Origin of the sequence: Duganella fentianensis, from assembly GCF_009857835.1 — a bacterium.
GTDB classification, from domain to species: domain Bacteria; phylum Pseudomonadota; class Gammaproteobacteria; order Burkholderiales; family Burkholderiaceae_D; genus Rugamonas; species Rugamonas fentianensis.
In genome coordinates, this window is sequence record NZ_WWCL01000003.1 from 799,056 (window position 1) to 812,282 (window position 13,227).

10 protein-coding genes are annotated in these 13,227 nt (G+C 63.1%); 7 read left to right on the forward strand and 3 right to left on the reverse strand.

The window, feature by feature from the left end; all coding sequences use genetic code 11:
* The first annotated feature begins 151 nt into the window (after positions 1 to 151).
* The 6 genes from GTP23_RS16650 to GTP23_RS16675 all read left to right on the forward strand — a co-directional run bounded on the left by GTP23_RS16650 (position 152) and on the right by GTP23_RS16675 (position 8,444).
* A complete protein-coding gene (locus tag GTP23_RS16650) occupies positions 152 to 2,020 on the forward strand; it encodes a TnsB C-terminal domain-containing protein (protein WP_161036137.1) in 1,869 nt (622 codons plus the stop codon).
* A 321-nt stretch (positions 2,021 to 2,341) separates the two neighbouring features.
* Positions 2,342 to 3,949, forward strand: coding sequence for a flavin monoamine oxidase family protein (locus GTP23_RS16655; protein WP_161036138.1), 1,608 nt, complete (start codon positions 2,342 to 2,344; stop codon positions 3,947 to 3,949).
* Positions 3,946 to 4,359: a c-type cytochrome gene (locus GTP23_RS16660; RefSeq protein ID WP_161036139.1), complete on the forward strand. Its 414-nt coding sequence runs from the start codon at positions 3,946 to 3,948 to the stop codon at positions 4,357 to 4,359. Before GTP23_RS16655 ends, GTP23_RS16660 begins: the two co-directional genes overlap by 4 nt.
* 13 nt (positions 4,360 to 4,372) lie before the next feature.
* The gene (locus GTP23_RS16665) at positions 4,373 to 4,900 is read left to right on the forward strand and encodes a RidA family protein (protein ID WP_229256126.1); all 528 of its coding nucleotides are present in this window, start codon (positions 4,373 to 4,375) and stop codon (positions 4,898 to 4,900) included.
* Positions 4,901 to 4,945: 45 nt separating this feature from the next.
* Positions 4,946 to 7,414 carry a TonB-dependent receptor plug domain-containing protein gene (locus GTP23_RS16670; protein ID WP_161036140.1) on the forward strand — a complete coding sequence of 823 codons (2,469 nt, stop codon included), beginning with the start codon at positions 4,946 to 4,948 and terminating at the stop codon, positions 7,412 to 7,414.
* Positions 7,415 to 7,511: 97 nt separating this feature from the next.
* Entirely contained in the window at positions 7,512 to 8,444 is a 933-nt protein-coding gene (locus GTP23_RS16675) for an alpha/beta hydrolase (RefSeq protein WP_161036141.1), read from the forward strand.
* A 32-nt stretch (positions 8,445 to 8,476) separates the two neighbouring features.
* Here the strand turns inward: GTP23_RS16675 and GTP23_RS16680 are convergent, their stop codons facing one another.
* On the reverse strand, positions 8,477 to 8,845 hold the full coding sequence (locus GTP23_RS16680; RefSeq protein WP_161036142.1) for a nucleotide pyrophosphohydrolase: 369 nt from the start codon (positions 8,843 to 8,845) through the stop codon (positions 8,477 to 8,479).
* Between the two features lie 195 nt (positions 8,846 to 9,040).
* Between GTP23_RS16680 and GTP23_RS16685 the strand changes: the two genes are divergently transcribed.
* The gene (locus GTP23_RS16685; protein ID WP_161036143.1) at positions 9,041 to 9,913 is read left to right on the forward strand and encodes a head GIN domain-containing protein; all 873 of its coding nucleotides are present in this window, start codon (positions 9,041 to 9,043) and stop codon (positions 9,911 to 9,913) included.
* On the opposite strand, the gene GTP23_RS16690 is transcribed toward GTP23_RS16685, so the two are convergent.
* A complete protein-coding gene (locus GTP23_RS16690; protein WP_161036144.1) occupies positions 9,897 to 10,871 on the reverse strand; it encodes an alpha/beta fold hydrolase in 975 nt (324 codons plus the stop codon). The two genes, GTP23_RS16685 and GTP23_RS16690, sit on opposite strands and share 17 nt — an antisense overlap.
* Before the next feature lie 59 nt (positions 10,872 to 10,930).
* Complete coding sequence (locus tag GTP23_RS16695; RefSeq protein ID WP_161036145.1) at positions 10,931 to 13,213, reverse strand: putative bifunctional diguanylate cyclase/phosphodiesterase; 2,283 nt, start codon at positions 13,211 to 13,213, stop codon at positions 10,931 to 10,933.
* Between the last annotated feature and the right edge of the window lie 14 nt (positions 13,214 to 13,227).

The window sequence follows — 13,227 nt, forward strand, 5'->3', positions numbered from 1 at the left end:
CCAATATCAAGCTTTTCTTTCTTCAATATGGCCCCGCTGCGGGCCGTATGCCCGTGCGGCCATCTGGCGCGCTTATTGCATAGGCAGGAGGAGAGCGCTAAGGAACGCAGACGGGAGCGGGGTATGGCCAGAAGAAATCGCCGGGGTGTCGATGTTGCTACGCAATGAGCTGCTGCATTACACGCAGCCGGTGGTGCGCACGCTGCGCATACTGTGGATAGATCCCAGGCAGCGCCACGCCTATCTGTACGATGTGGCGGCGCAGGGCAGCGAGGTGGAGCGCTGGACGCTGGCGCGCATCCAGGCCGATCTGGCGGCAGGGCGTGCCAGCAAAGCCGGCAGTGATCCCTATCTGACGCTATTGGGGCAGCAGCAGCCCGCCGCCGCGCATCTGGCCCTGCGCGACAAGGCATGGCAGATTATTGCGCCGCTGGTGGCGCAGGAGCCGGCCATTTACGAGGCCCAGCTACGTGGCGCACTGGTGGCGCAGGCGACGCTTCAGCATGGCGTTTCGCATCCCACGGTGTACCGCTATCTGCGCCGCTACTGGCAGCGTGGCCAGACGCCGAACGCGCTGCTGCCCGACTATGCCAATTCCGGCGGACGGGGCAAACTGCGTCAGGCGACGGCCGGCGTCAAGCGCGGGCGCCCGCGCAAGGATAGCTCGGCCGATAGCGCCGGCGTGAATGTGGATGAGGATATTCGCCGCGTGATCCGCGTAGCAGTAGCCCGCTACGCTGCGGCGCATGGACGTTTCTCGCGTCAGGGCGCCTACCGGCAGATGCTGGCGGACTTTTTCTGCACCCGCCAGATCGATGGCGAGACCGGCCGTATCGTCGCCGTGCAGGCGGCGCCCCATGACAGCCTGCCCAGCTTCGGCCAGTTCAATTACTGGCTCGATTACGACGATGACCGGCCGGCACAGGTACAGCGCCGCACCACCGGCGGGGCAGCGGCTATGGCAGCCATGGCACAGGCGTGCTGCAGCCCTGCGCCAGGCAAAGCCGAGGATGGCAGGGCAGACCTATCCGCACCATTGCCCGCCAGCGTCGCGGCGGCCGGGCGCCCCGGTGCCGCCTTCTGTCTGAGCGTGCTGCAGGCGGAGCTGCAGCTGGTGTCGCGTGCGGATGCGCTACAGACCATAGGCCGGCCTTGGCTGTATCTGGTAACGGATGCCTACAGCCAGCTGATTACCGGCTACTACGTGGGCTTTGGCGGACTAAGCCGGGCCCATGCCCTGCTGGCACTGGCCCAGTGCGGTGCCGACAAGGTGCGCTACTGCGCCGCGCACGGGCGGGAAATCGCTGCAACCGACTGGCCCGCGCAGCACCTGCCGGCCAGCCTGAAGCTGGCGCCGGAACTGGGTACGGGCGGGGTGTTCACGCCTTTGCTGAACAACTTCAATCTGCCAGTCTGTGTTGCGCTCGAAAGTCCGCCAGCATGGCAGCCCGTGCTGGAGCGGCGTTTCCGCCTGCTGCCCGCGGCAGCGCAGCCCGCCGCCGGGCGGCTGGACGCGGTGCTGGACCTCGATGAATTCCAGCGCCTGCTGCTCGATGCCATCCTGTACTACAACACCCGCACCATACTGGATGGCGCTACGCCAGTGCAGCGCTGGCAGCAGGGCATGGCCAGTTACGGCAATGCCCTGAGAACCTATCCCGAGCACCTGCTGCGTTGCAGCCTGCTGCCCGTCGCCGAGGCGCTGGTCAGTAGTGCGGGCATACAGCTGTTTAATCAGCTATACACCTGTATGCGCGCTTTCGACGAAGGCTGGTTCGAGCGTGCGCGCACGCGCGGGCCATGGATGGTGCGGGTGGCTTACGATCCGGCCGATATGGAAACCATCTATCTGCTCGATGCCGCCGCACCGATGCAGTACCACGCCTGCCATATGCTCGATAGCAGTGCGACGCAGCCGCTGACGCAGGTGGAATATGCACTGCTGCCGCGCACTACAGAGCGCACCAACTCGGCCTTGCTACGTGCTACTACGCACAACTACGCCAGCTATGTGAACTAGGCTGGTGCGTCTGCTATTTTTCGCATCGTATTCCATTCCCCTTTGTATTTTTCTGGACGCTGGCGCATCGCTGTGGTGCGCTGCGCGTGATTTTTCTATTGCACCTTGGTCGATAGAAAATGGTGCTTGAAAATAAAGTCGTTTTCTCCCGCCTTTCGTGGCGCTTACATGCCCCGCGAAAGTAAACCATATGAATAAAGGGCTGCTTTCAATACGAAGCAAGTTTATTTGTTTATCCATGTGTGGCACACCGATTGCTAGATGGTAGTCATCGCGGCATCACTTGCGCATCAGTCTTTTGGCAAATCGGTGAGGAAGCAGATGGAAAGCAAAGTAGTTAAACAGTTTAAATCGTTTAGTTCATTTACCCGCAGGGACTTTCTGTATCGCGCCGCAGCGGTGGGCGGTACTGGGCTGCTGCTGAATACCATGAATGCATGGGGCATGGGCATAGGCTCGACGGCATCGGCGCCGCCGGCCCTGAGCGGCAGTGGCAAAGGCAAGAAGGTGCTGATACTGGGTGCCGGTCTGGCCGGCATGACGGCCGCCTACGAACTGGGCAAGCTGGGCTACCATTGCCAGATACTGGAAGCGCGCAGCTTTGCCGGTGGCCGCTGCCAGACAGCCCGCAAAGGCTTCAGTCTGACGGAGCTGGGTGGCGAGAAGCAGACCTGCGAGTTCGATCAGGGCCACTACATCAATCACGGACCATGGCGCATTCCGCTGCACCATCAGTCCACGCTGCATTACACGCGGCTGTTCGAAGTGCCGCTGGAAGTGATGGTCAACGATAACGACCATGCCTTTGTCTACTCGGAGCATGCCGGTCCGTTTGCAGGCAAGCGCATGCGCGTGGCCGAAATCAAGGCCGATATGCGCGGCCATGTTTCCGAACTGCTGGCCAAGTCTGTCAAGAACCGTCAGCTCGACGAGCAACTGACCGAAGACGACAAGCGCCTGCTGCTTGACTATCTGGCGCATGAAGGCCAGCTGGCTGGCGCGGATCTGCAGTACAAGGGCCGTAGCGGCCGTGGTTATGCCGTCAATCCCGGCGCTGGTGTGGCGCCCGGCGCCGGTACGCCGTCCGATCCGCTCGGCTTCAAGGACCTGCTGGCCTCCAAGCTGGGCCATGTCTACAGCGCCGTGCAGGACTTCCCCATGCAGAACACCATGTTCCAGCCTGTAGGCGGGATGGACGCCATCGCCAAAGCGTTCGAGAAACGCGTAGGCAAGAATATCCGCTACCGCTCGGAAGTGCAGACTATCCGTCAGAACGACAAGGGCGTGACCGTGACCTACAAGGACACGGGCAGCGGCAAACTGGCCAGCATCAGCGCGGACTACTGCCTGTGTGCGATTCCCCTTTCCGTGCTGCGCCAGATCGACACTGATTTTTCGGACAAATTCAAAAAGGCCATCGCCACGGTGTCCTATGCGCCGGTCGGCAAAATCGGCCTGCAGATGAAGCGCCGCTTCTGGGAAGAAGACGAGCAGCTGTATGGCGGCCATATCCTGACCGACCTGAAAGGCATCAACACCATCTCGCTGCCATCAACCGGCTGGCAGGGGAAAAAGGGCGTGCTGCTCGGTTACTACCAGTACCAGACGAGCGCCATCGAAATCAGTGCCCTGTCGCCGCAGGAGCGTGCCGCGTTTGCGCTGGCAGCAGGCCAGAAGATCTTCCCGCAGTACAGCGAGAACTTCGAGACGGCGTTCTCCGTTGCCTGGCACCGCGTGCAGTACAACCTCGGTGGCTGGGCCGAATGGACCGAGAAGACCCGCGCCGCTGCCTATCCCACGCTGGTGGAGGGCGAGGGCCGCGTGCTGCTGGCCGGCGAACACCTGAGCTATCTGACGGGCTGGCAGGCCGGCGCGATCGAATCGGCCTGGCAGCAGATCGCCAAAATCCATGCGAGGGCCAGCGTATGAAACAGCGACTGATCAGATGCGCCCTGCTGGCGCTTGCTGCCATCGGCGTCGCAGCGGCGGCACCGGCCAGCGCGGATGGCATGGATGGCAAGGCGCTGTTTCTGAAGAACTGCGCGGCCTGTCACCAGCCTACTGGCAAAGGCATACCGGGCGCTTTCCCTGCGCTGGCGGGCAACAAATTCGTGCAGGGGAAAAGCACCGAGGTCGCCACTGTGCTGCTGAAAGGGCGGGGCGGCATGCCCGACTTCAGCGAGAGCCTGAGCGATCAGGATATTTCCACCATTCTCAGTTTTGTCCGCAGCAGCTGGGGCAATCAGGCAGCACCGCTGAGCGAGGCCGAAGTCATGGCCCTGCGCGATGTGCTGCAGGTAGAACCATATAGCAACGGCCAGATGTCCAACAAACATTGAAAGAGCAAACAACATGAAAACTCCAGCAACTCTGCAACGCGTACTGGCAGGCCTGATGGTACCCGCCGCACTGGCACTGTGCTGCCAGAGTGCGGTCGCCGCACCCAAGGCGGCGGAAATCGTGCGTCACAAGATCCCCGGTTCGGACTTCCCCATCGCACTGGCAGTCACGGTGCCGCCGACGGCAACGCTGCACTTCGTCAGTGGTCAGGTACCGGCCATAGTCGATAGCAGCGCCGCGCCGGATTCGATCGCGGCCTTCGGCGATACCCGCACCCAGTCGGAAACGGTGCTGAAAAAGATCAAGGAAATCCTGCAGGGCATGAAGCTCGATATGCCGGACGTGATCAAGATGACGGTGTATCTGGTCGGTGATCCTGCCAAGGGCGGCAAGGCCGACACCAGGGGCTTCATGGAAGCCTACACCCAGCATTTCGGCGGTAGCCAGACCAGCCTGCCCGCGCGCGCCGTGGTGCAGGTGGCGGCACTGAGCAATCCGGGCTGGCTGGTAGAAATCGAAGTGCTGGCCGCGAAAAAATAATTCATCACCGCTTTACCCTACTTTACTAATCAACGAGGAATCACCATGCACAAGGTTCAATTGAAGACCGGCGTCGCCGCCGTGATGTCCACTCTGCTGATGGGCTCTGCCTATGCTGCCGCACCTGCGGTGGATGCCGTTGCCGGTGCGGCGGCCGCGCCGGCCGATGTCGCCGGCGAGGCTGTCAGCGCCGTGATCGTGACGGGTACCCGCGCCAGCGGCATGAAAGTGGAGAACAGCGCTTCGCCGATACAGGTGCTCGACGCCAGTGCACTGCAGCGCACCGGCCAGCCGGACCTGATCCAGGCGCTGGCGCAGAATCTGCCCTCGTTCACGGCGCAGGCGTTTGGCGGCGATACTGCCAACCTGACGCTGTCGGCCCGCCTGCGTGGCCTGAGCCCCAACGATACGCTGGTGCTGATCAACGGTAAGCGCCGCCACGGTACGGCCAATCTGGCCGTACTCGGTGGCCCTTACCAGGGTGGTGCTGCGGCAGACCTGAACTACATTCCGGTTGCCGCCATCGACCACATCGAAGTGCTGCAGGACGGCGCCGCCGCCCAGTACGGTTCCGACGCGATTGCCGGCGTGATCAACATCATCCTCAAATCCAACAACCATGGCGGCACGGCCACGGCCACGGGCGGCGGCTATGTCGATGGTGGCGGCCGCACCGGCGACGGCGCTTTCAACGTCGGCATGGAACCGTTCCAGGATGCCTATCTGAGTATCACGGGCGAATCCAAGTACCACGGTTATAGTGACCGTGGCGGCCTTGATCCGCGCGTGGTCAATCCGGCCAATATGGCGGCCTATCCCGGCATGTTCCAGCAACCGGGCTACCCGCACGTCAACCATATCTCCGGTGATGCGCAATACCACCTGAACGTACTGGCCGCGAACTTTGGCTACGATTTCGCGCCGGGCAGCCAGCTATATGCCATCGCCACCTATGGCCACAAGGAAGCGCGCGCTTACGAGAACTACCGCCTGCCTAGCCGTCTGCCGCTGATCTATCCTACCGGCTTCTCGCCCAAGGAGACTCTGAAGCAGGATGACTTTGCCCTGACGGCCGGCATCAAAGGCACGCTGGCCGGCTGGAATATGGACCTGAGCAGCACCTACGGCAAGGACACCAGCAAGATCGGGGTAGCCGATTCGGGTAACGTTTCGCTGTTCAAGGATACCGGTTCCACGCCGACCAACTTCCGTGCCGGCGCCTTCATTGCCAGCCAGCTGACCACCACGCTGGAAGCGAGCAATGAGTTTGCCATCGGCTGGGCCAAGCCGCTGACGGTAGCCACCGGTCTGGAACACCGCATCGACAAGTATGAAATCGAAGCCGGTGATGCTGCTTCGCGCTACAAGGAAGGTTCGCAGTCCTATCCGGGCTTCTCGCTGACCGATGCCGGCTCGCACCGCCGTACCAATCAGGCAGCGTATATCGATTTCGCCGGGAATCCGGTGGCCGATCTGACGCTGGATCTGGCTGCACGCTACGAGCATTTCAGCGATTTCGGCAACGCCAAAGTGGGCAAGTTCACTACCCGCTACGACTTCACGCCGGCCTTCGCCCTGCGCGGCACCTTCAGCAACGGCTTCCGTGCGCCGACGCTGGCCGAGGAATACTACTCGGCCACCAACGTCAGCCCGACCAGTGCCTTCGTGCAGCTGGCGCCGAATTCGGCCGGCGCCAAGCTGGTGGGTGTGGATGGCCTCAAGCCTGAGCACTCGACCAACTTCAGCCTCGGCATGGTGCTGAACCCGACCAGCAATCTGGCTATCACGCTCGATGCCTACCAGATCACCATCCGTGACCGTATCGTCGGTTCCGGTGCGCTGTACGGTTCCGGTGGCGCACTGAACTCGCCTGCCGTGGTCGCTGCTATCAAGGCCAATGGCAACGTACTCGATAGCACTGTCAGCCAGACCGGCATCAACATCTTCTCGAACGCCGTCAACACCCGCAGCCGCGGGCTGGAGTTCGTCGCCACGCTGGCCGAGAGCTATGGCACGGCGGGCAAGGTGGACTGGTCGCTGGCCGCCAACTACAACAAGGTGGAAGTGGTGAAGATCAATCAGGCGCCTAAACAGCTGCTGCCACAGACGCTGCTGGATCAGACGGCGATCTCCGATCTGGAAACAGCTTCGCCGAAACTGCGCCTGAATCTGGGCGCGCTGTGGAAGATCGGTAACTGGACGGTCAACCTGCGCGAAGCTATCTATGGTCCGTCGTCCAACTACGGCAGCGAAGATGGTTCGGTGTATCACAAGAACGAAATCTCGACCACGGCGATTACCGATCTGGAAGTGGGCTACAAGATCAACAAGGACTGGTCGCTGGCAGTTGGTGCCAACAATCTGTTCAACAAGTATCCGGACGGGATCAATCCGCTGCTGCTGGCGGACCAGCGTGCCGCCGGCGACAATGCGGCGGTGACGGTGCTGCCTTCGTTCTCGCCGTTCGGCATCAACGGCGGCTACTACTACGTGCGGGCTAACTACAAGTTCTAAGCCTGTCCGCAATCAGCGTGCCTGACGGCCGCCAGCGCAAGCTGGTGGCCGTTTTTCTTTGGGTGTAGCATGGCGCCTTCTGTGGGAGACTCTAGCGATGCTGAAAAAAATGCGTAAAACCCTGCTGGCTGCTGCCGTTGCCGGCAATGTGGGAGCGGCCGCCGTCATTGGCAGTGATGCCCGCGTGACCGTGCCTATGAGCTTGCAGGATTATCTGGCATTGCACGGCCCTGCGCCCGGTGCACACGTGGCCTATGGCGCGGCGCCATCGCAGTATGGCGAGCTGTTTGTGCCGGCCGGTGGCGGCCCGTTCCCGCTGGCCGTGATCATCCATGGCGGCTGCTGGACCAAGGAGTTCGGCGGGATCAGCCAGATGCGCAATATGGCGGGGGCGCTGACGCAGCAGGGCATCGCCGTGTGGAATGTCGAGTACCGCCGCTTTGACGAAGCGGGCGGCGGCTATCCCGGCATGTATCAGGATGTGGCGAGCGCCATGGATAGGCTGCGCCAGCTGGCGCCCCAGCATCAGCTGGATTTGCAGCGCATCGTGCTGGTGGGGCATTCGGCCGGTGGCCATCTGGCCCAGTGGGCCGCCGCGCGTGCGCGCCTGCCGCACAGTAGCGCGCTGTATGTGGCGCAGCCGCTGGCTGTGCCGGTGGTGATCAGTCTGGGCGGACTGGCCGATCTGCGCAATGAGGAACGCCTGATCAAGACCAGCTGCGACCGCGACATGGTGCAGCTGACCGGCACGCCGAGCGCCGGCCGCCCCGACGTGTTCAGCGACACCTCGCCGGCAGAAATGCTGCCGGCCGGTGTGCGCACAGTGCTGATTCATGGTGAACTCGATGTGATTGCGCCGACCCGCGTAGGGCAGGACTATGCACGCCGCGCGCAGGCGGCCGGCGATGCGGCGGAAGTGATCGTGCTGCCCGGTGCCAGCCACTACGACGAAGTGGCAGCCAGTTCGCGCGCATGGCTGATCGTGGGCGGCCAGATCCGCCGTGCGCTGGGGCTGGCGCCGCTGCCCTGAGCTGAGCTGAGCTGAGCTGAGCTGAGCGGAGCCTAGTAGCGGTCGTACTTGCGGGCGTCGCCCTGCACCTGCGCGGCCGGATACTTCTGCGCATTCAGGGCGATCTTTTCCAGCGCGGCGGCATGCAGGTCTACCCCTGTCTGGTCGGCCAGTTGCACCAGATAGAGCAGCACATCGGCCAGTTCATGGCGGATGCCGGTGCGGGCCTGTTCGTCGAGTTCGTGCGCGGCGCCCGTTACCAGCCACTGGAAGTGCTCCATCAGTTCGGCCGCTTCGACGGAGAGGGCCATGGCCAGGTTCTTGGGCGTGTGGAAGGCTTGCCACTGGCGTTCGCTGGCAAACTGGCGGGTCAGGTCGCGCAGGGCGAGCAGGCTATCCTGGGGCGGGCTGGAGCTGGTCATGATGTCGTGTTCAAGGTGTGAGCGGACGCCGCAAGGCGAGGCCAGATGATAGCACCGGCGCTGCCCCGCCTGCGCCGCTGATGGCGTTTTTGCACCATTCACTCCCCGTTTTCTACCGTTCGTCGCTTTTGCCCCCCGTTCCGGCGCCTGCTTTCCTATAGTGGCGACACTATTCAATAAGGGGGAACATCTATCATGCGTAAAGCTATTTCTCTGGCCGTACTGGCTGCCTGTGCATCGCTGGCCGGTTGCGCCATCGTGGTGATACCGGACGATGGCGGCGGCACCCGTGTCACCAGTGTGTTCGGCAGCTCGGGCGTGCAGGGTAATGGCCAGACGGTGATCGAACAGCGTCCTGCGGTCGATGCCGACAGCATCGATATCAACGGCCCGCTGCAGGTGGAAGTCAAAGTGGGCAGTGCCGCCGGCCTGCAGGTGGAAGGTGACAGCAATCTGCTGCCCATGGTGCGTACCGATGCCAGCGGCGGGCTGCTGCGCGTCTGGGTCGATGGCAAGGTGAATAGCAGCAATGCGCTGCGCGTGACCTACACCACGCCCGCCCTGCGCCAGATCCAGAGCAATGGTTCCGGACGTCTGACCGTCACGGGCCTGAATGGCGGCGCCCTGACCCTGAGCCAGAACGGCTCGCGTCAGGTGCAGCTGGCTGGTCACGTGAGCCGCCTGGAAGCCCGTCTGAATGGTTCCGGCAGCGTGACGGCAGCGGGCCTGCAGAGCGGCAGCACTACGGCCAGCCTGCATGGTTCGGGCAAGCTCGATCTGGGCCGCGTCGATGGCGACCGGCTGGAACTCGATGTGCGCGGTTCCGGCGGCGTGAACGCCAGCGGCATGGTGCGCAATATGAATGTGCGTGTGTATGGTTCGGGCAGCGCCAGTCTGGCCGGTCTGCAGAGCCAGAGCGCAGAACTGGTGACCTATGGATCGGGCAGCATCACGGCGGCCGTCAGCCAGTCGCTGGTGGCTTCGTCCAACGGTTCCGGCTATGTAACGGTGTACGGCAATCCTTTGCAGCGCAATATCAGCGGCCGCAATGTCACGCTGATGCAGTAAGTCTGACGCCTGCCGCGCCGCGCTGTGCCAGTTGCTGGCGGAAGGCGCGGTAGTCGGCAGCGCAGCGGCGCGGTGCTTCCAGCATGGGCAGGTGGCCGATATCGGCCATCATGATGCTATGGTGTTCTGCATACAGCGCGGCCAGTGCGGCGGCACCGGCCGGATGCAGGATGCGGTCGCGCTCACCCCAGACGATCAGGGCCGGCGTGCCGAGGGTGCGGTACTGCTGTTCCAGCAGGGGCGAAGCCGCCACCTGCTGCATGATCTTTTCGTGTAGGCCAAAGTCGGCCGCTGCGCGGCGTGCCAGTGCCGTACGCACGGCATACGGCAGGAAGAAATGGCGGTGGCGCGAATACGCCAGCATCTGGCTGAAATCTGCTTCCTCACGCACCAGCAGGGGCAGGGCACCGCTATCGCGGTAGCCGCGCAGCGCCTGCGAATCCTGCGCTGCCGCCGTGCCGGCTGCGTCGAGCAGCCACAGGCTGGCCACCCGTTCAGGGTAGCGCGCGGCAAACTGCGCGACGATGAAACCGCCCATGGAATTCCCGCCCAGATGCACCGGCCCCGGCCCGGCATGGCGCTCGAGGAAGGTGCGCAGATGCTCGACCTGATCGGCTATGCTGTAATGCCCTAGCGGGTCACGTCCCGCTTCGCCGAAGCCGGGCAAATCGGGCAGCAGCACGCGGTAGTGCGGTGTCAGATAGGGCGCGATGCGGGTGAAATTATCCTTGTCGGCGCCAAAGCCATGCACCAGTACCAGCACCTCGCCGGCACCACCCTGCAGAAAAGGCATGGCCTCGTCCGCGCCATGGCGGCGCAGACCGCAACGGGCGCGCTCCAGCGCCATGGCAGCACGGGCCATGGGCAGCGGCGCGATCCGCTCGGCGGCCAGCAGCAGGAGCAGCAGAAGCGCCGGTACGGACAGCAGGACAGCAAGCGACAGGGACGTCATACTCATTCAATCAGCCTCGGGATGGGCGCCGCGCGGGCGCGGGCAGGACAGACAGCATGGCAGCATTATGCCAGCTCGCCATTCTGCAGTTTCTGGATCAGGGCAGGCAGCGGCATGGGTTTGGCGTACAGATAGCCCTGCATGCAGGCGCAGGCATTGGAGATCAGGAATTCGGCCTGGGCCAGCGTTTCCACCCCTTCCGCTACCACGCGCAGGCCGAGGTGGCTGGCCATGGCCAGTATCGACTGCACCAGTGCGGCGCTGCTGGCGTCATCCGGCGTATCGATGATGAAGCTGCGGTCGATTTTCAGTTCGTACAGCGGCATTTTCTTCAGGTAGGCCAGACTCGAATAGCCGGTGCCGAAATCGTCGATGGAGAAGCGCAGTCCCATGGCCGACAGCTGGTGCATGCGGGCGATGGTTTCTTCCATCTTGTCGATCAGCAGGCCTTCCGTCACTTCCAGTACCAGCAGGTGGGCCGGTGCGCCCGTCTCGGCCAGTGTGCGCGCTACCAGATCGACGAAATTGGCCTGACGGAACTGGGTCGGGCTGACGTTGACGGACAGCGGCAGCGTATGTCCGGCTTCCTGCAGGCGCAGCACGGCATAGCAGGCCTGACGTAGTGCCCAGGTGCCCAGTGCCACGATCAGGCCCGACTCTTCCGCCACGGGGATGAAGATGTGCGGCGGTACCATGTCGCCGTTTTCTACCGGCCAGCGCATCAGCAGCTCGCCACCGATGGCGCGGCCGTTGCGGTCCACCTGCGCCTGCACATACATCTGCAGCACGCCGCTATTCAGGGCCACGCCCAGTTCGTGCTCGATATTCAGGCGGCGTTCCACGTCGGCCTGCATGGCCGCTTCGAAGAAGGCCACACCGTTGCGGCCCGAGGCTTTGGCGCGGTACATGGCCGTATCGGCTTCGCGCAGCAGGTCGTGCGCCGTCTTGCCCGTGCGCGGCAGCATGGTCACACCTATGCTGGCGGTGGAGTTGTAGATATGGCCTTCGACTTCCAGCTCTTCGCTCAGGGCCAGCCGCACTTTTTCCGCCACCGTCAGGGCGGCGTGGGTGGCCACCGGCAGGTCGTGCGCCAGATGGCCCAGCAGCACGACGAATTCGTCGCCGCCGATGCGGGCCACGGTATCGGCCTTGCGCATCAGCTGGCTCAGGCGCTCGGCAGCATTGCGCAGCACCGTGTCGCCTATGGTGTGGCCGCGTGCATCGTTGATGGTCTTGAAGCGATCCAGGTCGATGAACATCACGGCGCTGTAGGTGCCGCCGCGGCGCGACGAGGCCAGCAGCTTTTCCAGATTGTCCATCAGCATGCGGCGGTTGGGCAGCCCGGTCAGCACATCGTAGTAGGCCAGCTGGTGAATGTCGTCCTGCGACTTTTTACGCTCGGTGATATCGCGTTCCACTGCCACCCAGTGGGTGTTCACGCCTGCTTCGTCGGTGAAGGGCACCAGATCCGTCTCGACCCAGTAGGCTTCGCCCGTCTTGGTGTAGTTCAGCAGTTCGGCCCGCACCGGCTCGTTGTGCGCCATGGCTTCGCTGATCTTGGCCAGCACGGCTTCTTCCGTTTCCGGTCCGCGCAGCAAACGCAGGCTGCGGCCCATGACTTCATGGCGGCGGTAGCCGTTGCGCCGCTCGAAAGCTTCGTTGACGAAGATGATGTGCTGGGTGGCTTCGGCCGCATCGCCCGGCTTGTCCACTTCGGCAATCAGGATCATGTCGTTCAGGCGCGATACGGCGACAGCCGTCAGGCGCAGTTCGGCGTTCAGCACGGACAGTTCGTTCTGGCGTTCCTGCAGCTGCTCGAAGGATTTTCCCAGATGGCGCAGCAGCACGGCACAGGACAGCGTCAGCACGGCCGTCATGAACATGAAGTTGATGGAGATGATGGCGGCCTTGAGGAAGGCGTGATTGGGAATGCCTTCGATCTGCAGCTTGGAGTTGGCATCGAAGCCCAGCACCATCACCACCAGCCCGGCCAGAGCCAGCGTGCCCAGTGCAGGGCGCAAGCCCAGCAGCAGTGCCGCCAGCACGGGGATGGCCATCAGATAGATCTGGCTGACAGGGCCGACCTTGAGCAGCAGGGCGATGCCGACGATGAAGGCGATGGCGAGGAAATTCAGCACCCTGACCGTGTAGGCCAGGCTATGCCAGCGCCAGATCAGGGTGAGCCAGACGATGGCCCCCACATCGGTGACCACGATGGACCACATGCCTTCGCTGACCGCCAGCAGTACACTGGGGATAGCGGTAATCGCTCCCAGTACCAGTACCACCAGGAGCAAGCGGGAAAATACCTGCGCACGCCAGTGCGCAATATCGTTCGGTACAGCCACCTATGCAGCCTCCG

Excerpts from the sequence above, each read along its gene's own strand:
- GTP23_RS16650 (WP_161036137.1), top strand. The coding sequence starts at position 152 with ATGTTGCTACGCAATGAGCTGCTGCATTACACGCAGCCGGTGGTGCGC.
- GTP23_RS16655 (WP_161036138.1), top strand. The coding sequence starts at position 2,342 with ATGGAAAGCAAAGTAGTTAAACAGTTTAAATCGTTTAGTTCATTTACC.
- GTP23_RS16660 (WP_161036139.1), top strand. The coding sequence starts at position 3,946 with ATGAAACAGCGACTGATCAGATGCGCCCTGCTGGCGCTTGCTGCCATC.
- GTP23_RS16665 (WP_229256126.1), top strand. The coding sequence starts at position 4,373 with ATGAAAACTCCAGCAACTCTGCAACGCGTACTGGCAGGCCTGATGGTA.
- GTP23_RS16670 (WP_161036140.1), top strand. The coding sequence starts at position 4,946 with ATGCACAAGGTTCAATTGAAGACCGGCGTCGCCGCCGTGATGTCCACT.
- GTP23_RS16675 (WP_161036141.1), top strand. The coding sequence starts at position 7,512 with ATGCTGAAAAAAATGCGTAAAACCCTGCTGGCTGCTGCCGTTGCCGGC.
- GTP23_RS16680 (WP_161036142.1), bottom strand. The coding sequence starts at position 8,845 with ATGACCAGCTCCAGCCCGCCCCAGGATAGCCTGCTCGCCCTGCGCGAC.
- GTP23_RS16685 (WP_161036143.1), top strand. The coding sequence starts at position 9,041 with ATGCGTAAAGCTATTTCTCTGGCCGTACTGGCTGCCTGTGCATCGCTG.
- GTP23_RS16690 (WP_161036144.1), bottom strand. The coding sequence starts at position 10,871 with ATGAGTATGACGTCCCTGTCGCTTGCTGTCCTGCTGTCCGTACCGGCG.